Raw genomic sequence first — 24,561 nt, 5'->3', positions numbered from 1 at the left:
CTCGCGCTTTTTTAACAACTCATGCTCAATGAAAAAAAAGGAGCATGATATGAAAATACCATTATTTATTTTACTGGCATGTATTATTAATATGCCAAAATCTACAGCAAAAAATCACGATGAAGTTCAGCACTATAATAAACAAAGCTATGAATGGCAGTTAACAAAACTGCTCACTAGCTTGAATGAAGTTACTGGAGTTCCCGGGTTTTCAGTGGCTGTGGTGTATAAAGATAAACTTGTTGCGTCTGTTGCCACTGGTTTTTCTGATATAAAAAATGAACTACCCGCCAAGCCTAATACCACGTTCAGGTTAGCCAGTGTGTCAAAAGTTATAGGCGCCACCATGTTAGCTGAATTAGTCAATAATGATCAGCTAAACCCTGATGTCAGCATTGGACAGTATTATCCTGAACTCAATAAAAAATATCACAGCATCACAGTAAGGCAATTACTATCACATACTTCGGGAATGCCACATTATCAAATAAAAGATTATGATATTTATGACGCACATTTCGATACAGCTGTTGAGGCAGTTAATACACTCAAGGATCGAGACTTATTATCTCGCCCCGGTACTAAATATCTTTATTCTACACATGGCTATACGTTAGCTGGCGCTTTATACGAGAAAATAACCAAACAACCATTAACAGTGAGTGTTGAAAATTTTATTACCCGTTGGTCAGGCAACGAAACACCAGCGATAGAGAATATCAACGACCTTCATGAACGCAGTTCAAGGCTTTATGAACTAAGTAAAATGGGGGGAAGTGAAATTGCGTTTGGCGAAAAGTCGTATAGCGTTTTTGGTGCAGGGCTTTATGCATCGGCAAGTGATTTAGCCTTTTTTGGGGGAGAAGTCTTAAAAAAAGCAAAGACTCAAAAACCTTACCAGCAACTACTGTTTACGCCAACAACAACTCAAGACGGAAACCCCGTAACAAGTCGAAACTTTGACGTTGGTTTTGGTTGGCGTATAGCTAAAGATTTACATGGGCGTAAAGTTTATCATCATGCTGGAGCTACACCAGGAGCTCGCTCAATGCTAGCAATATATCCCGAGCATGATTTAAGTATTGCCTTTTTATCCAATAGTAGCTGGATTTCCTCAATTGATAAATTAGTGTTTGCGTTAGCAGGCCTTTATATTGATAGCGTCAAGCCTAAAACATTAACTAGCATTGAATATCACATTAATAATAACGGTACGAGCCTAACAGGTACGGCAAGCTGCCAAGAAAACAAATGCCTGTTAACGGATAGCATGACTGATTACTCGCGTTGGTTAAACACATTTAACGTAAACAAAGCCGCCATTAAACAATGGCCCGTCTTTTTCTATAGCACTGAACAAGGTCAGCGACTATTGATGGTAAATAAAGTGGGTATTACTGAGTTTGACGATAAGGGTACCCACTTTGAAGTTAATACGGGTAAAGATCAAACTTACTCAATTGAATTGATTAACCAAAAATTAGATTAATCAATTCAACTGTTTAAATTATTTATTCAAAGGAATTACTTATGTTAAAAGCATTTATTGTCTCATTGTTATTTTTACTTCATATTAATGTTCTGGTAGCCAATGCGTCCGACACCTCTTTACCTAAACCTTACGGTCAAGGTAACTTCGTTAAAAGTAAATTTGGTCATATTTACTATGAAGCAGACGGTGAAGGCACTCCCATTGTTATGATTAATGGTGGTCCCGGTGCTTCTCGCACCATATTTTGGGGAGCATTAGACTTTTTAAAACCACACGGGTATCAAATTATATATTTTGATGAAACTGGTGTAGGCAGAGCGACAAGAGAGATTCAAGATAAGTTCTCACCATCTATCACTGTTGAAGATATAGAAACGTTACGCCAACATTTGAATGTACCGGAACTCGTACTAGCTGGTCATTCATATGGTGGTATCCCAGCGGTGCAATATGCATTAACTTACCCGAACAGAGTAGCGAAGTTGATCATGTTAAGCGCATCTGCTGACGGACTAAGTCAACAGATGAATGTTGATGCCGCCAAGTACTTAAGAAAAACTTTTTTTCCACAACAGTGGGAGAAACTAGAGGAGATTAGAGCAAAAGGCGCATTAACAAGCAGTCATGAGTATATGAAAGCCTTTTACAACAGAGCCATCGGTAATATGTCTGATTGGTACGACCCAGAAAAACGCTCAAAATTAAGAAAATACCGCTCAAGAGATAAAAGAGATGGTTCAAATATCAAGGTATATTTTGATATGGCTGGTTTAGACCCAGAAGTAAAAATTACTGGCACTTTAAAAGACGTTATTATTAAAGAAGAAATGTTCAAAGACTTTCCTATTCCAACCTTAATTATTAACGGACGTAAAGATTGGAAAACTACACCAGCAATGGCTTATCGATTTTATAAAATGCTACCAGAAGGAACAGCAACACTTAAATTTTTAGAGCAAACGGGGCATTGGACATGGGTAGAACAACCTGAAGAATTTGCTGATACAGTTACACAATTTTTGATAAATAATAACAAATTGATTAAATAATTGTTCAAGTTTAGAGTGAATAAAACAAGGGATAGATAGTCGTTCTATTTTAGTTTATTTCATTTAGTTTATTTCGCAAAATTATCAACATGGTATTAGCCGTTACTATTGATTAAACGTAGCATGATATTTTTACTAAAAAAGAGCACAGATTTCTAACGTCGACTTTTAGTATAGCCGACGTTAGAAGCCAAAAATTAGTGCCTTTCTTATACAGAGGTTAGTGCTCATAAATGAAGTGAGGCGCATGGATTTGCTTAGATATCTAGGCAATTTGAGCCTGTAACGGGATTCTGACCAACTTTAGTGGTTCGCTATTTAACCTTGCGGGCGGTGCTCATGTAACGGCCTTGAATAATGAGCAAGTGGAGTACATCGACTTTAAATTCTTTGGGGATCACTTTTTCGAGTTGTTGCTCAACCGCGACCACGTCTTTACCCATGGCAAACTTGGTGCGATTAGAAACGCGGAAGATATGGGTGTCTTCGGCGATTGTGGGCCAGGCAAAAGGTAATTAAAGTAGATTGAAAACTAATTTTGTTTGGTATCTGCTTTTTCTCAGATTGGTAGTTTAATTTTTAACACCTTTAAACCTTTGTTGTACTTTAAGCGACTAATACATTTTATAGAGGAAAGTATTGATGAAAAAATTTGTTGTAAGTTCTTTATTAATTCCTATTTCTTTAGTTGCTTGCTCTAAGCCGGTGGTCGATTGCACTGTATTTCCAGATCTAGAAAATTCAGTCTATTTGTTACCATACGAAGTGGGCACCACAAGAAGTGTTTATGCTGCTACAGAGCATTATCGCGCCTCGAATAATGGGGTAGGTACTTTTGCAATAGATTTTGTAATGCCTATTGGTACTAAGATAGTTGCATCTAGAGAGGGGGAGGTCGTCAGTGTTCGAGAAGTTTTTGAAGATGGAAATAATAAAGATTTGGAAGAAAATTATATTTTTATTCAACATGATGATGGCTCAGTAGCAAGATATTTCCACCTTACAGAAAATGGTTCTTTTGTATCAAAAGGAGATAAAGTAAAAGCGGGAGATATTATAGGATTAAGTGGTAATACCGGACAAAGTGGGGGCCCTCACTTGCACTTTGATGTTCAAAAGTGTGGACCAAATTTACCACCCAATTATAATGTTCTTCCTTGTGGCCAAACGATTCCAATTACTTTTAAGAATACACATAATCATTCTTGTGGATTAAAGAGCGGATCGGAATACAAAGCGTTTAAATATGATGATAAAAGGGGATAGCTCAAACTAACTTTAGAATATTGCGGCTAAAAGATTTATTTGCTCAATAAACTGATATTTCAATGCTAAAAAAGATCAGAGTATAACATGTATAACATGTATAACTTTGATCTTGACTCAAATCTACTCAGTCTTATCTTTAAACTCACACAAGTCTTCAATAATACAGCTGCCACATTTTGGTTTACGGGCAACGCAGGTATAGCGCCCATGTAAAATGAGCCAGTGATGTACATCGACTTTGAATTCTTTGGGGATCACTTTTTCGAGTTTTTGCTCAACCGCAACCACATCTTTACCCATAGCAAGCTTGGTACGGTTTGATACACGGAATATGTGCGTATCTACAGCGATTGTCGGCCAGCCAAAATATAATGAACGTAGAACGAAAATACTTACTTTTTCAAGACTGCTTTGAGCGAAAACCTGTCATTGATATTGAATAATATAAAAGTCAATTGGGTGATCAAACTCTGCTTTGCGCATATATTCACGAAAATGAGCGACGCGCGCATATTGTTCTATTTAACTTTTTTTAAAGTTTTAGAAAACTTAGTGATAGTAATACCTTAGCTTATTTGTTAAAACTATATTATGCAGAAAAATGAGCGTAGCGTCGTCAGAAATATGCGCGATGAGCGCACTATTAAATTGTTATACGAATAAGGAACTACAGTGTCATTATCTAAAATCATTGATGAGTATGATGAGCAACTTTCTCTAAATGAAGAAATGGCTCAATCAATGGTCGCTCTGATCTCGGCTCTATTAAGCAATGAAGCTATTGTGCCTCATTCTGTATCATCAAGGGTTAAAGACAGGAATAGCCTCTCTCGAAAAGTAACCAATAAAGATAAATATACTTCTATACAGGACATTACAGATATCGTTGGAATCAGGATAATTTCAAATTATTCTGATGAGGTGGATAAAATAGCTAAAATTATTGAAGATAATTTTGCTATCGATGCAAAAAACTCTATCGATAAAAGAGCATCTTTAGACCCTGATAGATTTGGCTACTTATCATTGCACTATGTTGTTTCAATTTCACAAGACAGAGAGCGGTTGGTAGAGTACCAAAGATTTAACGGAAGAAAAGTTGAAATTCAAATTCGCTCCGTGCTGCAACACGCGTGGGCTGAAATTGAGCATGACATTGGATACAAATCAACAATTGAAGTACCTAAGCATGTAAGAAGGCAATTTTCTAGATTAGCAAGTCTTTTAGAATTAGCAGATGAAGGCTTTGTTAAGATTAAAGAAGAGTTAACCAACTACCAACATGACGTAGAAGAAAATATTAGCTCCAAACCTGATGAAGTGGAAATTGATTTAGTCACAATTTTAGAGTTCTTAAATAAGAGTGACGTTGTAAATAAATTGGATCAAAAAGTTGCTGAACAAGCTAAATTTAATTTGAAAGAGCTAGATTCAGAATTTGTTAGCCGACACCTCAAATATTTGCAGTATTTTAATATTACAAAAATATCAGACCTCATTTTAACTATTAATGAGAATGAAAAAAATATTTTTCTTAGAGCTAATGATATTAATGCAGAGGGTGATACCGCGAGTAAAGGTATATCTATTTTCTACCTTTACCATATCCTAGCTGCAAAACTAGGCAGCAAAGAAAAAATAGTAACCTTTTTAGATGAGATGGGCTTGTGTCTTGAAGAAGATAGAGATGGCTTTGCTGATTATCTTATTGAATTGAGTGGTAAATTCGTATAACAAGTCGTTTAAAAGGACAAAAAACAGTTGGCTTTTGCTCCTTCGTCGCTTAATTTTAGCCAACTATTTTATTGCCTCTTAACGAGGCGTTACCACTGTCTGCTCATGGCACAAAGCAGGCTTTAATTACTCTGTTTTCTCTTTAAACTCACACAAATCTTCAATAATACAGCTGCCACATTTAGGTTTTCTGGCAACACAGGTATAGCGACCATGCAAAATGAGCCAGTGATGTACATCGACTTTAAATTCTTTGGGGATCACTTTTTCGAGTTTTTGTTCAACCGCAACCACGTCTTTACCCATGGCAAGTTTAGTACGGTTAGAAACACGGAATATGTGCGTATCTACAGCGATTGTCGGCCAGCCGAAGGCTGTATTTAATACTACGTTAGCAGTTTTACGACCTACGCCTGGGAGGGCTTCTAGAGCTTCACGATTCTCTGGCACTTCACCGTTATGCTGATCTACCAATATTTGGCACATTTTATATACATTGGCTGCTTTTGAATTAAATAAGCCGATGGTTTTTATGTAATCACGTAGTGTGTCGTGGCCAATATCTAAAATGGCTTGTGGCGTATTAGCAACCGGAAATAATTTACGAGTGGCTTTATTTACCCCAACATCGGTGGCTTGTGCTGAGAGCGTTACGGCAACTAACAACTCAAATGGGCTTGAATATTCAAGCTCCGTTTCAGGATGTGGATTGTCATCGCGTAAGCGAGTAAGTATTTGGTGACGTTTTTCTTTATTCATATAACTTAAAACGCATTAGCTTTTATTAAGTTAATGCGCTTTCCCCTTAAGTTAAGCTAGTAACACGCGCTCGAGGGCCTTTTTCAGCTTCTGGCGGTGCGACTTGTTTTGATTTTATTTGTGCATCAATTACATTTTTAGCGGCAATCAGCAGACCAAGCCCTAAGAATGCGCCCGGTGGTAAAATGGCCAGTAAAAACTGGCTATCAAAGCTAAACACTTCAATGCGCAATATAGCAGCCCAAGGCCCGAGTAATAAATCGGCACCATCAAATAATGTGCCTTGTCCAACCAGCTCTCGCATAGCGCCAAGTACAACCAGAACCAACATAAAGCCTAAGCCCATCATCAAGCCATCAAAGGCGGATAAGTGCACTGGATTTTTTGAGGCAAACGCTTCTGCACGGCCAATAATGGCGCAGTTGGTTACAATTAACGGAATGAAAATCCCTAAAGATTGGTAAAGGCCAAAAGTGTAAGCGTTCATTAACAGCTGCACAATTGTTACAAAACCGGCAATGATCATCACAAACACAGGTATTCTAATATCTTTAGGTACCCAGTTACGCACTATTGATACAGTAATATTAGAGCCCACTAATACCAATAAGGTTGCTAAGCCTAAACCTAGCGCATTAGTAATTGTAGAGGTAACAGCGAGTAAAGGGCATAAACCTAATAACTGTACCAAGGCGGGGTTATTTCCCCATAAGCCTTCTTTGTAAAGGGTTTTTAATTCGCTCATGGCGTTACCTCTGGGCATGCGTTTGCTGCTGTGAACAGAGCATCAAAGTTATCTTGTGCATAAAGTACCGCGTTTTTGACTGAGCCTACAACGGCACGAGGTGTAATTGTAGCGCCAGTAAACTGATCAAACTGGCCGCCGTCTTTTTTAACGGCCCAACGATCGTCGCTTTCGCTTTGTACTGTTTTTGTATTAAATGTGGTGATCCAGTCTGATTTTTTTACTTCAACTTTATCACCTAAACCTGGCGTTTCTTCATGTTTGGTTACCCTTACACCCGCAATGGTACCATCGCGATATACTGCACTGAGTAAGTTTATATCACCACTGTAGCCGCTAGGGGTGACATGACGAATGACTAATGCCATAGGTTCGTTATCTTTTCGGGCACGATAAATAACTTGGTTATCGTATGGCCCTAGTAATGGATCAGATATAATTACACAATCTTGCGATAGCTCATTGCTGTATTTGGAATGCGGCAATACTTCTTGAAGCTGATTAGTTAACTGCAACTGCTCTTGCTCTGCAATTTTATCAGCGGTAAGTGTATTAATTGTGGCAACGAGTCCCGTTGTTAGTAACGCAAACCCACACAATATTGCGCCATTTTTTACCATTGAAGAAATAATCATTTTACTGCTCCATGGCCATAGGTTCTTGGTTGTGTATAGTAATCGATTAGCGGTACCGCTATGTTTATTAGCAACACCCCAAATGCAACTGCATCAGGAAAACCACCAAAGGTGCGAATTAAATACACAATTAAACCAATTGCTGCACCATAAATAAGGCGACCTCGATTAGTGGTTGCAGCTGATACAGGATCGGTGGCGATAAAAAAGGCCCCCAGCATAGTCGCACCACTAAACAAGTGAAACACTACACCCGGCTCTGTACCTGGCGAGGCAATATAACCAATTGCTGCGCATAAGCTTAAGCTTGCAATAAAACTCACTGGTATATGCCAGTTAATTACTTTTGTTTTTAACAGGTAAAGGCCGCCGAGTAAGAAGGCTAAGTTAACCCATCCCCAACCTAGGCCAGTCCACTCATTAAATACGCTCTTTTGCATGCTCTCTGTCACCGTTAGTCCGTGAGCAATATCTGTTTTTAAGGTATCAAGTGGGGTAGCCATTGTGCTGCCGTCTATTCCTACTCGGAGCTGATCTAAGCTGTATCCTAACGTGGTAAAGTCGCTAAAGATTAAGCTTAACTGCTGGCTGAAAGTAATACCCGTATTAAGTAATTCTGTAACGGGTAACCAAGCAGTCATTTGCACAGGGAACGACACTAATAAAAGCACATAGGCTGCCATTGCAGGGTTAAATAAATTAAAACCTAAACCACCATATAGTTGTTTAACAATAACTATGGCAAACAAACACCCTATAACAATAATCCACCAAGGCGCTAAGGGCGGAATACTTATTGCTAATAACACACCGGTAAGCCATGCACTGCCATCACTTAATGCAGGCCAAATAGGGCGCTTACGCATTAACATAACGGCTGCTTCAAATGCGCTTACACACACTAACGCCAATAATAATTGGATAAGGACACCGGTGCCAAAAAATACAACTTGCGCAATAACACCAGGAATACAAGCCGCAATTACAGTTAACATTAACCGTGTCACAGATTTGTGACTATGATTGTGGGGTGAACTGGCCATGGTTAGTTTCATGACTGATCATTTCCTTCTTTTTGTTGCTTTTTAGCTTTAGCGCGAGCAATCGCGGCGGCTACGGCGGCTTTCTTTTTTTCTTGAGCTGTTTGCTGTGAAGCTTCTGAAGGTTCATCGTTGCTTTGTGGCTCAGTGTTTTCACTTTGATTTGCTAATTCATCAGCTTGCGCTGCTTTTTTGGCTTTTGCGCGGGCAATGGCTGCAGCGACGGCAGCTTTTTTATCATCGGCGGCGACAGGTGATTCACTTGCTATGTCATCGTTTGGTGTTTGCTCAGCAGCTTGCGCTGCTTTTTTGGCTTTAGCACGGGCAATGGCTGCAGCGACGGCAGCTTTTTTATCATCGGCAGCAACTGGAGATTCACTTGTTGTGCTATCGTTTGGTGTTTGCTCAGCAGCTTGCGCTGCCTTTTTAGCTTTAGCGCGGGCAATAGCGGCAGCGACGGCGGCTTTTTTATCATCGGCAGCGACGGGTGATTCATTTGCAGTGTCATCACTTGCTGCCTGCTCATTAGCTTGTGCTGCCTTTTTGGCTTTAGCACGAGCAATAGCGGCAGCGACGGCAGCTTTTTTATCATCGGCAGCGACGGGTGATTCACTTGCAGTGTCATCGCTTGCTGTTTGCTCATTAGCTTGTGCTGCCTTTTTGGCTTTAGCGCGGGCAATAGCGGCTGCAACTGCTGACTTTTTGTCATCTACAGCTTCGTCATCACCATTACTTTGTGCTTTTTGCTCTTTATAAAGGCGAGCTTGCTCTTTACGGGCAGCGCGTTCTTTTGCAACTTCACTGTTATCTGGCTCAAGTTCGCCACCTTGCTTTTTAGCTTTAGCACGCGCAATTGCCGCTGCTACAGCTGATTTATTGTCACCATCGCTGGTTTTATCTTTAACGCGGGCAAGGGCATCGGCTACTTTTTGCTGTTCTTCGGTAGATTTAGCTACAGGCTTACGTTTGTGGCGATTTTTTCGCTCAGCTTGTTCTTGCTCTAAACGCGCTTTACGTGCATCAAAGCGTTCTTTAGCGCGATCTGATTTTATCTTCTCGGCAATTTGCTCTTTAATCTCAACTTTTGCAACGCGGTAGTACTGAACGAGTGGTATTTCACTTGGGCAAACATAGGCACACGCGCCACATTCAATACAATCAAATAAGTTATGCTCTTGGAGTTTGTCGTATTCTTTTGATTTAGCAAACCATTGTAATTGTTGTGGCAATAACGAGGCAGGGCACGCATCGGCACAGGCACTGCAGCGAATACAGGCTTTTTCTGGGCCTGGCTCTGCTAATTCTTTATGATCTGGAGCAAGTATACAGTTTGTTGTTTTAACAACGCCAATACGAACCGTGGGTAAGGTAAAGCCCATCATAGGGCCGCCCATAACGACGCGCTGTTGTGGTACGGGTGAAAACCCTTGGCAATCCAGTAAGTGTTTTATCTCAGTACCTAATAGCGCCCATACATTACCGGGCTTATGAATAGTATTACCCGTTACTGTAACTACGCGCTCTATTAATGGTTTGCCTTCGTATACGGCTTGCGCAATGGCGTACAAGGTACCTGTGTTATGTACTAAAATACCGATATCAGCAGGAATGCCACCATTAGGAACTTCACGATTAGTCAGTAGCTTTATTAGCTGTTTTTCACCGCCAGAGGGATAAGCAGTAGGCACGGTTTGTATTAAAATATGCTCGTTATGCTTCGCCGCTTCTGTCATGGCTGTGATAGCCTCAGGCTTATTATCTTCAATACCAATAATACACAGCGTCGGATTGAGTAGCTGCTGCATTAGCTCAATACCTTTGACTATTTCAGCGGCGTGCTCGCGCATTAAAGTATCGTCAGCCGTGATATAAGGTTCACACTCAACCGCATTAACAATCAAAAATTCAATAGGTTGTTTAATATCAGCTTTTACATAGGTTGGGAAGCCTGCGCCGCCCATGCCAGAGATCCCCGCATTATGAATAACATCAACGAGTTCATCGTGTGATGCATTGGCTGGGTTTGCTAAAGGCGATAATTCACACCAGGTATCTTTGCCATCGGGTTCAATAATAATGCTTAATTCAGGCAAAGCAGAAGGGTGTGCTGATGGCATAGGCGTAATATCAATAATAGTGCCTGATGTAGGTGCATGCACAGGTACCGACCAGTTAGCAGAAGGCTTAGTTAATGGTTGACCTTTTAATACGTGCTGGCTTTTTTCTACAATTAACTTGCCGCTAGCGCCTATATGCTGCTTTAAAGGCAGAACGAGTTTTTCAGGCAAAGGAAGGCGCGCAATAGGCGTATTATTAGATAATGACTTTTGCTGCGGAGGATGTACGCCGCCAGGAAATGCCCAAACGGTGCCTTTTTTTATTTGTTCAAGTAACTTTTCCACTCAAACCTCTAATCTATTTGGGTAACAGGAATAGCGTCTAGTTGCCATTTCCAAGTTTGTTTTGTTGGTGCAACGGGTAGCATGTCAATACAATCGACCGGACAAGGTTCAACGCACAAATCGCAGCCTGTACATTCGTCAATTAGAACGGTGTGCATTTGACGGGTTGCACCAACAATGGCATCAACAGGGCAGGCTTGAATACATTTGGTACAACCAATACATTCATCTTCGCGAATGTAGGCCACCGTTTTAACTGGCTCTGCTTGTTCGCCGCCGGCTAGAGGTTTAGCCTCAACACCCATCAAATCGGCTAACTTTTTAACTGTCGCATCACCACCGGGTGGGCACTTGTTTATTTCATCGCCATTGGCAATGGCTTCTGCATAAGGGCGACAACCAGGATAACCACATTGACCACACTGTGTTTGTGGCAAAATGGTATCGATTTGCTCCACTACAGGGTTACCTTCAACGCGAAAGCGAACAGCTGCAAATCCTAAAATTAATCCGAAAATTAACGCCAGCAAACCCAGCGCTATTAAAGCGTACAACAAGGTCATATTAAAACTTCACTAATCCAGTAAAACCCATAAAGGCCATTGACATTAAACCTGCCGTTATCATTGCGATTGAAGCTCCTTTAAATGGAGTGGGCACATCTGCTGCGGCCAAACGTTCGCGCAATGCCGCAAATAAAACCAATACTAATGAAAAACCTACAGCGGCACCAAAGCCATAAACGGCAGATTGTAAAAAGGTGTGATCTTCTTTGATGTTTAATAAAGCAACACCGAGTACTGCACAGTTAGTCGTTATTAAAGGTAAAAATATTCCCAGTAGACGGTATAACGTTGGACTGGTTTTTCTAACAACCATTTCAGTAAATTGAACAACCACTGCAATAACTAAAATAAAGCTCATTGTTTTCAGGTAGGTGATATCTAGTGGTAATAAAATATACTCGTTTACTAAATAACTGGTCACAGAGGCAAGCGTTAGCACAAAGGTAGTTGCTAAAGACATACCTATGGCTGTATCAAGTTTTCCTGATACACCCATAAACGGGCAAAGGCCTAAAAATTGTACTAATACAAAGTTGTTAACTAACACTGTTCCAATTAATAACAAGACGTATTCTGTCATGTGTGCCTCACGCTAATAAAATCCCGTGTATTATCCTTTTTTCTACTGCGATTAACAACACGTTGAGTGATTATCAGTTAAATAAACAACGTAAAATAACGGGCTAATTCTAAAGGGCCAAAATCTAAGAGCTTTGCAATTAAAAAGCTGTCTGCATTTTAACGGCTGAACAATAGCAAAAGCACACTTTAAAACGTAAAAAAGAGCATAAATGCTCTTTTTTATTTGAGTTAGGATGGGTTAGATGTCTTTAGGCTTTTCAATGTAATAACCCTGAACGCCATCAAGGCATAATGTTTCTACAATATGTTTTTCTTCTTGGCTTTCAACGCCCTCTGCAAAAACACTGACGCCAATTCTATGGGCAAGGTCGACCATTAAACGCATAAAGTACTGATTGTTTTTATCGTCTTCCAAACCACGTGTATAGCTTGCATCCATTTTAATAAAATCTGGTTTTAAATCTCTGAAAAATTTAAATGAGGTGAGTCCCACACCAAAGCGTTCTACCGTTATTCTGGCACCAACGCGATGTACCATATCAATAAAGCGTTTGCTTGCTTTAATGTTTTGTTGAAGACCAAATTCACTCACTTCAAAAATTAACTTAGAAGCAATATGGGTATCTTTGAGTAAGCGGCGCTCTAACCAAATCATGAATTGGTCGCTGTGCGCGCTAGATGGGGTAATATTTAAGCCAAAATACTTTTCAGATAAATTACTCGATTTTATTCTTTCCAAAGACGATTCTATTATTAACTTGTCAATTTCAATGGCCATATCGAGCTTTTCAGCCATTGCTAAAAATGAAGCGGTAGGCAAAGCTTGGTTTTCTTCTGTTTTGAAGCGGGCTTGAATTTCAGCATAGGCTTTAATGCTTTTGCCTAAAGGCATAATATTTTGGATCACCAAATGGACGCTTTTAGACTCAATTACTTCGTTAATCACTTTACGCCAGTTTTGGTTACCAAATCCTGCGCTCACATTATTAACTAGATCAGTATCACGTTGCACATGCCACGCATTAGCTTGCTTAGACTGCGCCATGCTCATTGCATTATCAACAATAGAGAGTAACTCACCCAAAGGTTTTGATTTTTCGTACCCCACAATACCCGTGTTTGCAACCGAGCTAAGCTCTTGGTTTTGCATATATTGAGTAAAGCGAGATTGTAAGTTCTCACCAAATTTTTCGGCTTCTTTCAACGGGGTATTTGGTAAAATGGTTATAAAATCAGAGCTGTTTACTCTAAAAACTTGGCTGCCGGAATAGGTGCCACTGATGCTGACAATAATATCTGCAACGGCTTTAATGTATTCATCACCTTTTTGATAACCGCGGCTTTGATTTATAGACTGCAACTCACTACAGCGAACGAGTGCTAAAGAGCCAAATGTACTTACTTCGGTGTTTTCAATATTCTTTTCGTAGTAATCAACAAACATATTGCGATTACCTAACTCAGTCACACCGTCTTTGTAGGCCTCACGTTTTATTGTGTGTGCAGCATTTTTTATATTGTCATTCTTACTTTTTAAAAAGTGCGATAAACGATTAAAGCTAGGAATTAAACTTTTCCCTAACTTAGCTAACTCTGGCGAATCAATTTTAGTCGCAAAATCATCGCCTAGTTGATTTTGGTTTATATAAATATCAATGACATCAGCAACGTCCGTACATATATTGTCATTAATGTGCTTAACAATGGTTTTCATTAATGCAATAGGTATTAGAGCGAGTAGGGTGCTAATAATTAAAATTATAAAAAAAGCAGTTTGAAACTGCTCACTCAAATGAGTGATGTTGATTTTAAACTCAACTTTTATATCGGCGTTATCATTAGTGGCATACTGAGGGCGTACTGAGTTATTGTTTGACTGAATAAGTTCTGCAATAACAGGTAATTGCGCTGAATTGTTAACTGAAAATACTTCCGCACCTTGATAATCACGTAAAGTAAAATGTGAAAAGATTTCACTGCTTGCAAGTGTATTTTTTAAGTTATCAGCAGAGAGGTCAGTTGCAGATAGGTTTTTAATATATTGCTCGACGGTCGCCTGCGCATTTTTTTGAGCTTTACCGATGGCACTATCAAAGTTTTGGCTAATAAAATAACAGCCAGCAGTCACAAGAATCAACCAAGCCATCAGTTGTATAAAAATAAGTTTTTTAAATGCTGCCATTGTTTAATCTTTATATGTCAAAGGGGAGGACACAACCTCATGATTATTAAAATAATTATAGCTTGATAAAGAAAGTTATCAAATAGTTAGTTTTTGTAATCAAAAAGTTTTTTATTTTAATAGGAAATGGTAGAGCAAATTTAAGGAGATGTCTATGGAAGTGTAGTAAATTGGCTCCCCCTCCCCGACTCGAACGGGGGACCTGCGGATTAACAGTCCGTCGCTCTAACCAACTGAGCTAAGGGGGAACTACATCATAAACATAAACTTGGCTCCCCCTCCCCGACTCGAACGGGGGACCTGCGGATTAACAGTCCGTCGCTCTAACCAACTGAGCTAAGGGGGAAGCGTCTTGCCTTTCAACGGGGCGAAATATTAATGACCGCATAGCAAAGTGTCAACATATAAAAGATCATAAATTCAAAAAAGAGGTCTATTCGTTGTTTTTATGTGCAATCTGCGCGTTTTATAACACTATTTAAGTAAAGCGCAGTGATATTGTTTTACAAAAACAGCGTAATATTTGAATCAAGTGAGTAATTTCAGCTAATAAAACTTGCCGTAAAATTAAATAAAGTAGCTTTTAGTGATAAAAAACTGTTCTATTTCCTATATTTTTACAAAGTCTAAATAAACGTATTTAAAATAAATACCTCACTTTTATTTTGTATCGTTAAAGTTTGTTGAACTGAATCTTAATCAAAGACGTATATTTATTTTAAATATTGATAAAAACCTAATAATTTTAGAACTGCTATGGAGTTGTATAAAAATAAAGCAATCAAAGGCTTGGCTATTTATTAAGCACGAATGTGGATTTGCATTAAATAAACAAATAATCCCATATCAAGGCGTTACAATTCCATTTAACGTTGTTTGCTTATTGATAACGTAAAAAAATCACAGCACCTTTAAATTTGCACCTCGTTGTAGCCCTTTATAAACGTGGGGTTGAATGAGTTATCCACGGTTTCTGTGGATAACTCTGTTTATTAAACTTTAAGAACATCAGCACCCCCAGCGTTGTAGGGCGCTACAACGATTTCAAGTATTAAAAAGCTTTTTTTTTATGTTCTTAAAAACAAAGACTTATGATTCAGCTTAGATAGCCACCTAAACGATAAATAAAATTTTTCGTGACGATAAAGCATTATCGCTAACTGTGTAATAAATCAGCAAAACCTAAAAGCTAAATGTTGCAAAAGTTATATAAATGTATTTAATTTGGTTTTTAATGTGTTTGTGCGAAATTTATTTACAACAGCATAAAAATAACAGTTTTTTGATAAAAAACGGATTAAATGGTTTAGGTTTAATAAAGCATGGCTTGAACAGCTCGGATGCTTTAAAATATGCCGTTCAGTAAAAGAGGCTTATTTATTTTATGCGCGCACATTCTCAATCACATACTCGCTCTGATTTACTCACCGCTCCAATTTTGCCTACGCTAAAGAAAATGACCGTTCCAATGATTTTTGGGATGATAACCTTAATGATGTTCAACATAGTTGATACTTTTTTTATTAGCTTATTGGGTACAGAGCCGCTTGCCGCGGTGAGTTTTACATTTCCCGTTACTTTTACTGTAATCAGTTTAGCAATTGGTTTAGGTATAGGTACTTCTGCGGTTATTGCAAAAGCATTAGGCAGTAACAATATAGAAGAAGCGCGTTTTGATGCCAGTGTTTCGTTGTTGGTAGCGGTAATATTAGTATTGGTTTTATCTGCCAGTGGCTATTTATTGATTGACCCCATATTTACCTTGCTTGGGGCAGGGGAGCAAGTACTTCCACTAATTCATCAGTATATTAGTATTTGGTTTTTGGGTAGTGTGTTTTTAATTACCCCCATGATTGGAAATTCAGTACTGCGTGCCAGTGGTGATACTAAAACACCAAGCATTATTATGGGCGGGGCTGGGCTTATTAATGCTGTACTCGATCCGATGCTTATTTTTGGCTTTGGTCCTATTCCCGCATTAGGTATTAAAGGGGCTGCTATTGCCAGTGTTATAGCTTGGGCAGTTGCAGTGGCGATTATTTTATACATATTAATTTTTAAAAAGCAGTTGCTCAGTTTAAAAGCGGGCAAACAAACCATTGTTGGTGCAATTCGTAAAATTTTAAAAATTGGTTTACCGGCAGCGGGTGCTAACATGCTCACCCCAGTTGCTATGGCGGTAATGACCGCATTGGTTGCTCATCATGGCCCCGAAGCTGTGGCAGCTTTTGGAGTAGGGAGTCGAATAGAATCAATAGCGAGTTTAGTGGTATTAGCTTTGTCGATGACCTTACCACCTTTTATTAGCCAAAATTTTGGAGCAAGTCATTTTTCTCGCGTAAAAGATGCCTACCTAGGTACGCTCAAGTTTGTAATGTTGTGGCAGTTTGTTATTTATATTGTATTAATTATTTTTTCAGGTGTCATTAGTGAAATATTTGGTAAAGAGCAAGCTGTTGTTGATGTCATCAAGCTGTTTATTTATACCATTCCTTTAAGTTATGGTTTGCAAGGAGTGATCATTTTATCAAACTCCTCGTTTAACGCTTTACACAAACCCATGAACGCCTTAGTTTTGAGCGTTATTCGATTGTTTGTTTTTTATATTCCCTTTGCGTATATCGGAAACGAACTTGCAGGCTTAATCGGCTTGTTTATTGGCGCGGCCATTGGTAATTTATTTACAGCACTTGTAGCCTACAAGTGGTTTATGAAAGAAATTGAAGCGTTAAGCAGTCAAGCATTACAGGAGTGTAGTCATTGAGCGATCATTTTCAGCTAGTATCAAAATTTAAACCCGCAGGGGATCAGCCAACCGCTATTGCTCAGTTGTGTGAAGGCTTAGAGGCCGGACTGGCCCAGCAAACCTTATTAGGCGCAACGGGAACCGGTAAAACGTTCACTATGGCTAACATTATTAGTGATTTAAACCGGCCAACTATTATTATGGCGCATAATAAAACCTTAGCGGCTCAATTGTATGGCGAAATGAAAGAATTTTTTCCACATAATGCGGTTGAATACTTTGTATCTTACTACGATTACTACCAACCTGAAGCCTATGTGGTAGCCAGCGACACCTTTATCGAAAAAGACGCATCTATTAATGAACACATAGAGCAAATGCGACTCAGTGCCACTAAAGCGCTTTTAGAGCGACGCGATACCATTATTGTTGCCTCTGTGTCGGCAATTTATGGTTTGGGCGATCCTGACTCATACATGAAAATGATGCTGCTTTTAAAAGTAGGTGAAAAGGTCGATCAACGTGACATGCTGCGCCGTCTTGCAGAGCTACAATATACGCGAAACGATATTGATTTTAGTCGCGGTACATACCGCGTTCGTGGTGAAGTGGTTGATATATTTCCAGCTGAATCAGACACCTATGCAGTGCGTGTAGAAATGTTTGATGACGAAGTTGAACGCTTAAGTATTTTTGACCCATTAACCGGTGCGGTAGAAAAACACATAGTACGTGCCACTATTTATCCTAAAACTCACTATGTAACGCCACGAGAAAAAATTCTCGAAGCCATAGAAAAAATTAAAGCCGAACTCAAAGAGCGCAGAGCACAATTGCTCAGCGCAAACAAGTTAGTAGAAGAGCAGCGCATAGCTCAGCGTACCCAATACGATATAGAAATGATGACCGAGCTTGGTTATTGCTCTGGTATTGAAAACTACAGCCGTTATTTATCGGGGCGTACACCTGGCGATCCACCGCCAACATTACTGGACTATTTACCCGACGATGCATTAATGATTATTGATGAATCGCACGTAACCGTCTCGCAAATTGGTGCCATGTATAAAGGCGATAGAAGCCGTAAAGAAAACCTCGTTGAATATGGTTTTAGAATGCCCTCAGCTATGGATAACAGGCCACTGCGTTTTGAAGAGTTTGAGGCCATTGCACCACAAACCATTTATGTATCGGCCACCCCAGGCGACTTTGAATTAGAGCGCAGCAACGGCGAAGTTGCAGAGCAGGTTATTCGTCCAACCGGCTTACTTGACCCTGTTATTGAAGTTCGCCCAGTAGGCGATCAGGTTGATGATTTACTCTCAGAAATTTACAAATGTGTTGAAGCAAAAGAGCGAGTGCTGGTAACCACGCTTACCAAACGTATGGCTGAAGATTTAACTGACTACCTGAGTGAGCACAATGTAAAAGTACGTTATTTACACTCTGACATTGATACCGTAGAGCGGGTAGAAATTATTCGAGATTTACGTGCCGGTGTATTTGATGTGTTAGTAGGCATTAACTTACTACGTGAAGGCTTAGATATGCCAGAAGTTGCACTAGTGGCTATTTTAGATGCTGATAAAGAAGGCTTTTTACGTTCAGCGCGCTCACTTATTCAAACAATAGGCCGTGCGGCGCGCCACCTTGATGGCCGCGCTATTTTATACGGTGACAGAGTGACTAAATCGATGGCCAAAGCCATTGAAGAAACTGACCGACGCCGAGAAATACAACATGCTTATAATGTTAAGCACGGTATTGAACCTAGTGCCTTGGTTAAAAAGATACTTGATGTAATGGATGTAGGCCAAGATGCCTCACCGCAAGACAATCTACAGCTTATTCGTAAAGACTCTAAAAAAATCCTCAGTGCTAAAGAAATTGCAACGCAAATTAAGCAGTTAGAAACCAAAATGCATGCGTATGCCAGTGATTTAGAATTTGAAAAAGCCGCCTCAGTGCGCGACGAAATACATGAACTACAACAACAGTTGATTAATTAAATGACAACCGATTTTACTCCCCTTATAAATGCTTTGGCAGACACGCCTTTTTCCGATAATGAGCTTTGCCGGGTATTTCATGGGCGTGGCCACAGTGTGGAAGCGCTTAGTCATATTAACTTAGACTTTTACCCACCAAGTTTGTTTTTGGTGTCATACAGTGAAATTGACGAGGAAACACTCGCTGCACTCACCGATACGTTATGGCAATGGGCACAACAACATCATCCAGAGTTAATTACTGCATTGGTGTATCAACAGCGAGCTGGGCTACAAAGCCATAACACCCTTGTTCACGGTCAACTGCCAGTTCGTCATAGCGTAGCCGAAAACGGGGTGCGTTTTTTGGTTGATTTAATGAGTAAGCAAAACACCGGTATTTTTCCTGATATGCGAAAAGGCCGTGAGTTTGTTATGCAAAATAGTAAGCACGCCAAAGTACTAAATTTGTTTTCTTATACCTGTGGTTTTTCGGTTGCGGCTATGCACGGTGGTGCAGATCATGTGATGAACATGGATATGAGCAAAGGTGTGTTAAAAGTGGGTAAGCAAAACCACCAACTCAATAATGTCGATCGTGGGGTCAGTTTTTTACCGCACGATATTTTAAAGTCGTTTGGTAAGCTAAAAAAAGCAGCACCGTTTGATTTGATTATTGTTGATCCGCCCAGTTTTCAAAAAGGCAGTTTTATTTTAACTAAAGACTATCAAAAAGTGCTGCGCAGACTTCCTGAGCTTTTAAACGATACTACACAGCTATTGTTATGCGCTAATAGCCCTGAGCTTACAGAAAACGATTTTAGAGCACTTATTGAAGAGCATACTCAAGGTGCTATTGAGTTTGTTAAACGCCTAGAACCTACGGATCGCTTTATTGAAATTGATAGCGATAAAAGCTTAAAAGCATTGGTGTACAAAACAAAAACATAGTGAGTTAAATGAAACTGAGTAAACGTTTAAACGCCATCAATTCGTTAATTACACAGCCGCACGATATTGTTTGGGATTGTTGTTGCGATCATGGCTTTTTAGGTATGGCATTACTTGAGCGCGGCATAGCCAAACAAATAAACTTTGTTGATATTATTCCAGAGTTAATGGAAGCGCTTGAGCAGTCGCTACAACAATTTGAGCAAGTAAAGTCTTTGCCTTCATGGCAAGTGCGCTGCGAAGATGTTGCTCAAATTAAACTGCCAACAGGTGCTAAGCAAGTAATTGTTATTGCTGGAGTAGGGGGCGATTTATGTTTAAAGCTAATTCAGCAAATTATTGCTAATAACCCACAAAGCCTTAAACAACTTCGTTTTATTATTTGCCCTATTATGCACCTTTATAAGGTACGTGCGGGTTTACAGGCGTGTAATTTGCAGCTCGAAAGCGAGCAAATTATTGTTGAAAATAAGCGTTTTTACGAAGTGTTACAAGTCAGCTTTAATGCCACGGGCACTATCACTAAAACGGGGGCTAACATGTGGGATATACATAACTCTCAACATCATCAATATCAGCAACAATTGCTTGACCATTATACCCGAATGCTCAATAAAGATAGACTTTACTATCAAAAAGTTATAACAGAGTATCAACACGTATTTGGACGCTAAATACTGACAAAAAGTGTGATCGTTTTTTATGATTAACTTCGTAAAGTGCTTCATAGTTAATATCTTGCCGCTGGGCAGATTTATTTGGTTTATATATGTCAGATAACAATATAAAAATTGAGTCATTATTAGGTGATGGGCAAAAATGGCAACACAGCTACGAGCAACCCATTTCGTATGCGCCCCTAGTGCAACTGGCTAATAAAAATTGGATTGTTCCGCAGCATTTTTTGCGTTACAAGCATACACTGGCCAGTGTTAATGAAGTACTTAACGACATTAGTTTTTCCAACCACTTTAGTGTGTTAGCAGCTGAAAAAAACAGTGATGTTTATTTGCAAGTAGCAGTACTTAGTCCCGACAATTACCGTGCTGATAATAAAGCAAAAAAACTATTGTTTGGTCGCCGTTGGCCAGTAGAGCAAAACTTACCTACTTCAGAGCTTATTCAAACTGCATTTTTAGCGTTAAAAGTGGCGCGTGAACATGAGGTTAGAGAGCTTTTTCAGCTGCAACACCAAGGCGCAACTAGTACGCCATTTAATAATCATCATGATTTACCCGTTATGGCACAAAATCCCGAGCTTGTTAAAAGTACATCGTTTAAAAATATTTCATTGAACGAGCTGATAGAGCGCCTTGTGTTTGCGGATAACCAAATAGAGCTAATTAACTGCCAAGCTATAATCACCGGTGAACAGGTGTATACGGTTCAACTTCATTGCGATAGTTGCCAGCTGAGTGAGTTTAATAACAAAACTTTGTCATTCTTAGCACCGGATACAACAACAAATAGCTTTTTACATAGTTTTATTGCCGCATTGGTTGCTATAAGCAATGATTATGTGAGCGAGCATTTTAAATACCAAGGTTTTGCACGTTTTAATAAGCATGTACAGGCGGAGCAAATAGGCGAGTTAAGTGTTTCTATGCGTTCGCCAAGTTCAGTTAGTTTGTGCTCAATGGGTAAACAAGAGGCGAATCAGTTAAATTTTGAAATAGACAGTGGCAGAGCACCGCAAGGGTGTGGTCAAGCAATTGGTGGTTTTTTAGCTGCCCATGGCATTGAGCAGCCTGAAAACGCACATTTATACCCAAATTACTTGTAACGTATACATTAAAGTTTGTTTATTTCTTGTTTTACGTTATAGCTTGAGTCGGTAACAATGGCTTCAAGTGTTTGTACTCGTTGTTTAAGTTCACTCACTTGAGCGGTTACCTCAGCTAGTTGTTTGTGTTCGTCTTGATTGTTGTCCTGTACTTTATGTTTAAATTCAAGGTGCTTTTTATACATATCGTAAATAACTCCCGAACCTACAGAAATAAGTACAATGAGAACTATCATTGTTGTGCCAGACATAATTACTTCCTTTAACTTTTATTTAAGCTTAAATTATAACCATAATTAAGCGCTCATAAAGCTAATTAATTGTAACTTTATTTGTATTTATAAATATTCGATAAGTCATTGTTATTATTTGTGATGCCACCATATAGTAATTATGAAGTTTTTTAATCGATACAAGGAGTAGGTATGTTAAATAATAAAATTCCACCGGTTGTGGTTGTGGTGTTTTTTGCTGCTGTAATGGCACTGATTGCACATTATAGCGTGATTGATTTTAGCGCATTTATTACTTATCTCTCGCTAGCACTTGTCGCTACTGGGTGTATATTTTGTATTGCTGGGGTCGTGAGTTTCCGGTTTGCTAAAACAACAGTACTACCTAACAAACCAGAACAAGCGTCTAGTTTAGTTACCTCAGGTGTTTATAAATTCTCTCGTAATCCGATGTATTTAGGTTTTGCGTTTATATTAGCAGGCTGGGGCGTGTGGTTGGGTTCAATGTGGGCTTTTTTAGGTGTAGCAGGGTTTATTGCTTACATTACCTTATTTCAAATAATCCCAGAGGAACGGGCGCTCCACAAATTATTTGGTGAGCAATTTGACGATTATAAATCACGAGTAAAACGCTGGCTTTAACGTTTTATCGCAACAAAAAAGGCTACCCTTGGTAGCCTTTTAGTGTATTAACGTTGAACTTTACTCATATTCAAGCGGGTCTGTCACGTTGTTAAGCTCAAAGGCCTCTAAACGTTCTTGGCAGGCACCACATTTACCACACGCTTTGTCACGACCATTATAACAGGTCCATGTTTGGCTGTAGTCTAAGCCCATTTTAATACCGTCGGTTAAAATATCGATTTTAGTATTGTTTAAATACGGGCTAAAAATTTCTACTGCATCGTAATTTGCAATACGACATACATCATCCATCTTTTTAACAAACTCAGGACGACAGTCAGGGTAAATTGCATGATCGCCTGAATGCGCGCCGTAATATACTTTGCTCGCTTTAAGCGACACTGCATAACCTACCGCTAAGGAAAGTAAAATCATATTGCGGTTAGGCACAATGGTGCTTTTCATGCTTTCTTCTTCGTAATGGCCTTCTGGCACATCAATATCGTCTGTTAACGACGAACCACCAATAAGCTGATTAATTGCTGATATATCAACAATTTTGTGCGGGACATTTAGCTTTTCACATACGTTGGCGGCAACTTTAAGTTCTTTAACATGACGCTGACCATAATCAAACGAGAGGGCATAAACATCATGGCCTTGCTGCAAGGCTTTATTTAATACAGTAAATGAGTCCATACCGCCGGAATAAATAACAACTACTTTTTGCGTCATACGTGGTTTGCTCTTTAGTTTTGATAGAGGTTTATATCAGGGCGCGATATACTACACGGCCAAGGCATAAATGACAATTTTTGCACCGTGCTTTGCGATTTTTAATAGTAACAATTTTGCCGTCAGGTTGTAAGTGAGATTTCTTTTGTACAAAATTAATGAAGTGTTTGAAACCATTCAAGGTGAAGCGAGCTTTACCGGTACGCCGTCTATATTTTTACGCCTGCAAGGTTGTCCTGTGGGATGTTCGTGGTGTGACACTAAACAAACCTGGGATGTTGATAATGTATATAAAGTATCACTAGATGACACGGTAGAAAAAAAAGCCGACTCAGATCATTGGGCTGAGGCCAGTGCCGCGCAGGTCCTGGAGTTATTTAAATCCCGTGGCTATACAGCCAAGCATGTTGTGATCACCGGTGGTGAACCTTGCATGTACGATTTAAATCCAGTATGTAATTTATTGCATGATCATGGCTTTAGCACGCAAATAGAAACCAGTGGCACCTTCGAAATTCTCGCCCCTGCCCAAACGTGGGTTACGGTATCGCCAAAAATTAATATGCGTGGTGGTTACAAAGTATTGAGCAGTGCTATGCAACGCGCCGATGAAATTAAACATCCGGTTGCTATGCAAAAGCACGTAGAAGAACTGGAAGAGTTATTTGTCGCCACGGGTGTTAACCCAAAACTGGTATATTTACAGCCAATCAGCCAAAAAACGTCGGCAACTAAATTAGCCATTGATACTTGTATCGCCAAAAACTGGCGTTTATCAATTCAAGTACATAAGTTTTTGGGAATTAGTTAAACAGAAAGAGCAGTTATAAGTGCTTAGCTATAAGCGATCAGCTGCTCGGCGTTGAGTTATATTACGTAGGTTGGGTTGAGTACAGCGAAACCCAACAAAAAAGTGTCTCAAATTTTTTGAATGGTGCTTCATAGACTATAAAGTGCCACGAGCGGACATTGTGAGTGTTGTTTTAAGCGGCGAGAAGTAGTTCGTTAAAATACAAAGTGAAGTGGCGCTTAGCAAACTATACGAA

The 24,561-nt window shown here is 39.4% G+C and carries 21 protein-coding genes, 2 tRNA genes and 2 pseudogenes; 11 read left to right on the top strand and 14 right to left on the bottom strand.

The genetic code is table 11. The features are described 5' to 3' along the window. Positions 1-49: 49 nt before the first annotated feature. Positions 50-1,489, top strand: coding sequence for a serine hydrolase (locus tag FHG08_RS13435; RefSeq protein ID WP_178956282.1), 1,440 nt, complete (start codon positions 50-52; stop codon positions 1,487-1,489). 41 nt (positions 1,490-1,530) lie between these two features. Further along, complete coding sequence (locus tag FHG08_RS13430; protein ID WP_178956281.1) at positions 1,531-2,541, top strand: alpha/beta fold hydrolase; 1,011 nt, start codon at positions 1,531-1,533, stop codon at positions 2,539-2,541. A gap of 314 nt (positions 2,542-2,855) precedes the next feature. Here the strand turns inward: FHG08_RS13430 and FHG08_RS13425 are convergent. Continuing rightward, positions 2,856-3,050, bottom strand: a pseudogene (locus FHG08_RS13425) (endonuclease III); the annotation flags it as partial. Between the two features lie 133 nt (positions 3,051-3,183). On the opposite strand from FHG08_RS13425, the gene FHG08_RS13420 reads away from it, so the two are divergent. After that, positions 3,184-3,807 carry a M23 family metallopeptidase gene (locus FHG08_RS13420; protein ID WP_138608739.1) on the top strand — a complete coding sequence of 208 codons (624 nt, stop codon included), beginning with the start codon at positions 3,184-3,186 and terminating at the stop codon, positions 3,805-3,807. A 123-nt stretch (positions 3,808-3,930) separates the two neighbouring features. Here the strand turns inward: FHG08_RS13420 and FHG08_RS13415 are convergent. Next, positions 3,931-4,179: pseudogene (locus tag FHG08_RS13415) on the bottom strand (endonuclease III); the annotation flags it as partial. Positions 4,180-4,482: 303 nt separating this feature from the next. On the opposite strand from FHG08_RS13415, the gene FHG08_RS13410 reads away from it, so the two are divergent. After that, on the top strand, positions 4,483-5,544 hold the full coding sequence (locus FHG08_RS13410; RefSeq protein ID WP_178956280.1) for a GTP pyrophosphokinase family protein: 1,062 nt from the start codon (positions 4,483-4,485) through the stop codon (positions 5,542-5,544). A 126-nt stretch (positions 5,545-5,670) separates the two neighbouring features. On the opposite strand, the gene nth is transcribed toward FHG08_RS13410, so the two are convergent. The 10 genes from nth to FHG08_RS13360 all read right to left on the bottom strand — a co-directional run bounded on the left by nth (position 5,671) and on the right by FHG08_RS13360 (position 14,801). Beyond that, positions 5,671-6,303 (bottom strand): endonuclease III, encoded by a 633-nt coding sequence (gene nth, locus FHG08_RS13405; protein ID WP_055013367.1) that lies wholly within the window; start codon positions 6,301-6,303, stop codon positions 5,671-5,673. A gap of 46 nt (positions 6,304-6,349) precedes the next feature. Further along, positions 6,350-7,048 (bottom strand): electron transport complex subunit E, encoded by a 699-nt coding sequence (locus FHG08_RS13400; protein ID WP_010388435.1) that lies wholly within the window; start codon positions 7,046-7,048, stop codon positions 6,350-6,352. Beyond that, on the bottom strand, positions 7,045-7,683 hold the full coding sequence (gene rsxG / locus FHG08_RS13395; RefSeq protein ID WP_178956279.1) for an electron transport complex subunit RsxG: 639 nt from the start codon (positions 7,681-7,683) through the stop codon (positions 7,045-7,047). Before rsxG ends, FHG08_RS13400 begins: the two co-directional genes overlap by 4 nt. After that, positions 7,680-8,738: an electron transport complex subunit RsxD gene (gene rsxD / locus FHG08_RS13390; RefSeq protein ID WP_008115238.1), complete on the bottom strand. Its 1,059-nt coding sequence runs from the start codon at positions 8,736-8,738 to the stop codon at positions 7,680-7,682. Before rsxD ends, rsxG begins: the two co-directional genes overlap by 4 nt. Next, the gene (gene rsxC, locus FHG08_RS13385; RefSeq protein ID WP_178956278.1) at positions 8,735-11,125 is read right to left on the bottom strand and encodes an electron transport complex subunit RsxC; all 2,391 of its coding nucleotides are present in this window, start codon (positions 11,123-11,125) and stop codon (positions 8,735-8,737) included. Before rsxC ends, rsxD begins: the two co-directional genes overlap by 4 nt. Positions 11,126-11,133: 8 nt before the next feature. After that, the gene (gene rsxB, locus FHG08_RS13380; protein WP_008115242.1) at positions 11,134-11,688 is read right to left on the bottom strand and encodes an electron transport complex subunit RsxB; all 555 of its coding nucleotides are present in this window, start codon (positions 11,686-11,688) and stop codon (positions 11,134-11,136) included. Position 11,689: 1 nt separating this feature from the next. Further along, entirely contained in the window at positions 11,690-12,271 is a 582-nt protein-coding gene (gene rsxA / locus FHG08_RS13375) for an electron transport complex subunit RsxA (protein WP_008115244.1), read from the bottom strand. Between the two features lie 240 nt (positions 12,272-12,511). Further along, positions 12,512-14,455 (bottom strand): GGDEF domain-containing protein, encoded by a 1,944-nt coding sequence (locus FHG08_RS13370; RefSeq protein ID WP_178956277.1) that lies wholly within the window; start codon positions 14,453-14,455, stop codon positions 12,512-12,514. Between the two features lie 171 nt (positions 14,456-14,626). Continuing rightward, positions 14,627-14,703, bottom strand: a tRNA-Asn gene (locus FHG08_RS13365). A gap of 21 nt (positions 14,704-14,724) precedes the next feature. Further along, positions 14,725-14,801: transfer RNA gene (locus FHG08_RS13360), tRNA-Asn, on the bottom strand. A gap of 1,038 nt (positions 14,802-15,839) precedes the next feature. Between FHG08_RS13360 and FHG08_RS13355 the strand changes: the two genes are divergently transcribed. From FHG08_RS13355 to FHG08_RS13335, 5 genes are all read left to right on the top strand, one after another. Then, the gene (locus tag FHG08_RS13355; protein ID WP_178956276.1) at positions 15,840-17,219 is read left to right on the top strand and encodes an MATE family efflux transporter; all 1,380 of its coding nucleotides are present in this window, start codon (positions 15,840-15,842) and stop codon (positions 17,217-17,219) included. Beyond that, a complete protein-coding gene (uvrB, locus tag FHG08_RS13350) occupies positions 17,216-19,210 on the top strand; it encodes an excinuclease ABC subunit UvrB (RefSeq protein WP_178956275.1) in 1,995 nt (664 codons plus the stop codon). Before FHG08_RS13355 ends, uvrB begins: the two co-directional genes overlap by 4 nt. Then, positions 19,211-20,140, top strand: coding sequence for a class I SAM-dependent methyltransferase (locus FHG08_RS13345; RefSeq protein ID WP_178956274.1), 930 nt, complete (start codon positions 19,211-19,213; stop codon positions 20,138-20,140). An 8-nt stretch (positions 20,141-20,148) separates the two neighbouring features. After that, positions 20,149-20,814, top strand: a complete 666-nt coding sequence (locus FHG08_RS13340; RefSeq protein ID WP_178956273.1) for a tRNA (adenine(22)-N(1))-methyltransferase TrmK — start codon at positions 20,149-20,151, stop codon at positions 20,812-20,814. 95 nt (positions 20,815-20,909) lie between these two features. Then, positions 20,910-21,923 (top strand): hypothetical protein, encoded by a 1,014-nt coding sequence (locus tag FHG08_RS13335; protein ID WP_178956272.1) that lies wholly within the window; start codon positions 20,910-20,912, stop codon positions 21,921-21,923. A gap of 8 nt (positions 21,924-21,931) precedes the next feature. On the opposite strand, the gene FHG08_RS13330 is transcribed toward FHG08_RS13335, so the two are convergent. Further along, the gene (locus tag FHG08_RS13330; RefSeq protein ID WP_178956271.1) at positions 21,932-22,174 is read right to left on the bottom strand and encodes a hypothetical protein; all 243 of its coding nucleotides are present in this window, start codon (positions 22,172-22,174) and stop codon (positions 21,932-21,934) included. A gap of 174 nt (positions 22,175-22,348) precedes the next feature. On the opposite strand from FHG08_RS13330, the gene FHG08_RS13325 reads away from it, so the two are divergent. Then, positions 22,349-22,798, top strand: coding sequence for an isoprenylcysteine carboxylmethyltransferase family protein (locus FHG08_RS13325; RefSeq protein ID WP_138607740.1), 450 nt, complete (start codon positions 22,349-22,351; stop codon positions 22,796-22,798). Positions 22,799-22,858: 60 nt separating this feature from the next. On the opposite strand, the gene queC is transcribed toward FHG08_RS13325, so the two are convergent. Then, positions 22,859-23,515, bottom strand: coding sequence for a 7-cyano-7-deazaguanine synthase QueC (gene queC / locus FHG08_RS13320; protein ID WP_008110177.1), 657 nt, complete (start codon positions 23,513-23,515; stop codon positions 22,859-22,861). Positions 23,516-23,660: 145 nt separating this feature from the next. On the opposite strand from queC, the gene queE reads away from it, so the two are divergent. After that, positions 23,661-24,326 carry a 7-carboxy-7-deazaguanine synthase QueE gene (gene queE / locus FHG08_RS13315; RefSeq protein WP_178956863.1) on the top strand — a complete coding sequence of 222 codons (666 nt, stop codon included), beginning with the start codon at positions 23,661-23,663 and terminating at the stop codon, positions 24,324-24,326. The last annotated feature ends 235 nt before the right edge of the window (positions 24,327-24,561 follow it).

This window comes from Pseudoalteromonas sp. Scap03 (assembly GCF_013393115.1).
Lineage (GTDB): Bacteria > Pseudomonadota > Gammaproteobacteria > Enterobacterales > Alteromonadaceae > Pseudoalteromonas.
The sequence above is the reverse complement of the archived record's forward strand: the minus strand, read 5'-3'. Positions and strand labels throughout refer to the sequence as shown.

Bases quoted from the DNA above. Each gene is read 5' to 3' on its own strand.
- FHG08_RS13400 (WP_010388435.1), bottom strand. From the start codon at position 7,048: ATGAGCGAATTAAAAACCCTTTACAAAGAAGGCTTATGGGGAAATAAC.
- FHG08_RS13370 (WP_178956277.1), bottom strand. From the start codon at position 14,455: ATGGCAGCATTTAAAAAACTTATTTTTATACAACTGATGGCTTGGTTG.
- FHG08_RS13435 (WP_178956282.1), top strand. From the start codon at position 50: ATGAAAATACCATTATTTATTTTACTGGCATGTATTATTAATATGCCA.
- rsxG (WP_178956279.1), bottom strand. From the start codon at position 7,683: ATGATTATTTCTTCAATGGTAAAAAATGGCGCAATATTGTGTGGGTTT.
- FHG08_RS13355 (WP_178956276.1), top strand. From the start codon at position 15,840: ATGCGCGCACATTCTCAATCACATACTCGCTCTGATTTACTCACCGCT.
- FHG08_RS13330 (WP_178956271.1), bottom strand. From the start codon at position 22,174: ATGTCTGGCACAACAATGATAGTTCTCATTGTACTTATTTCTGTAGGT.
- FHG08_RS13420 (WP_138608739.1), top strand. From the start codon at position 3,184: ATGAAAAAATTTGTTGTAAGTTCTTTATTAATTCCTATTTCTTTAGTT.
- FHG08_RS13430 (WP_178956281.1), top strand. From the start codon at position 1,531: ATGTTAAAAGCATTTATTGTCTCATTGTTATTTTTACTTCATATTAAT.
- rsxA (WP_008115244.1), bottom strand. From the start codon at position 12,271: ATGACAGAATACGTCTTGTTATTAATTGGAACAGTGTTAGTTAACAAC.
- FHG08_RS13335 (WP_178956272.1), top strand. From the start codon at position 20,910: ATGTCAGATAACAATATAAAAATTGAGTCATTATTAGGTGATGGGCAA.
- FHG08_RS13325 (WP_138607740.1), top strand. From the start codon at position 22,349: ATGTTAAATAATAAAATTCCACCGGTTGTGGTTGTGGTGTTTTTTGCT.
- queC (WP_008110177.1), bottom strand. From the start codon at position 23,515: ATGACGCAAAAAGTAGTTGTTATTTATTCCGGCGGTATGGACTCATTT.
- nth (WP_055013367.1), bottom strand. From the start codon at position 6,303: ATGAATAAAGAAAAACGTCACCAAATACTTACTCGCTTACGCGATGAC.
- rsxD (WP_008115238.1), bottom strand. From the start codon at position 8,738: ATGAAACTAACCATGGCCAGTTCACCCCACAATCATAGTCACAAATCT.
- FHG08_RS13340 (WP_178956273.1), top strand. From the start codon at position 20,149: ATGAAACTGAGTAAACGTTTAAACGCCATCAATTCGTTAATTACACAG.
- rsxB (WP_008115242.1), bottom strand. From the start codon at position 11,688: ATGACCTTGTTGTACGCTTTAATAGCGCTGGGTTTGCTGGCGTTAATT.
- FHG08_RS13345 (WP_178956274.1), top strand. From the start codon at position 19,211: ATGACAACCGATTTTACTCCCCTTATAAATGCTTTGGCAGACACGCCT.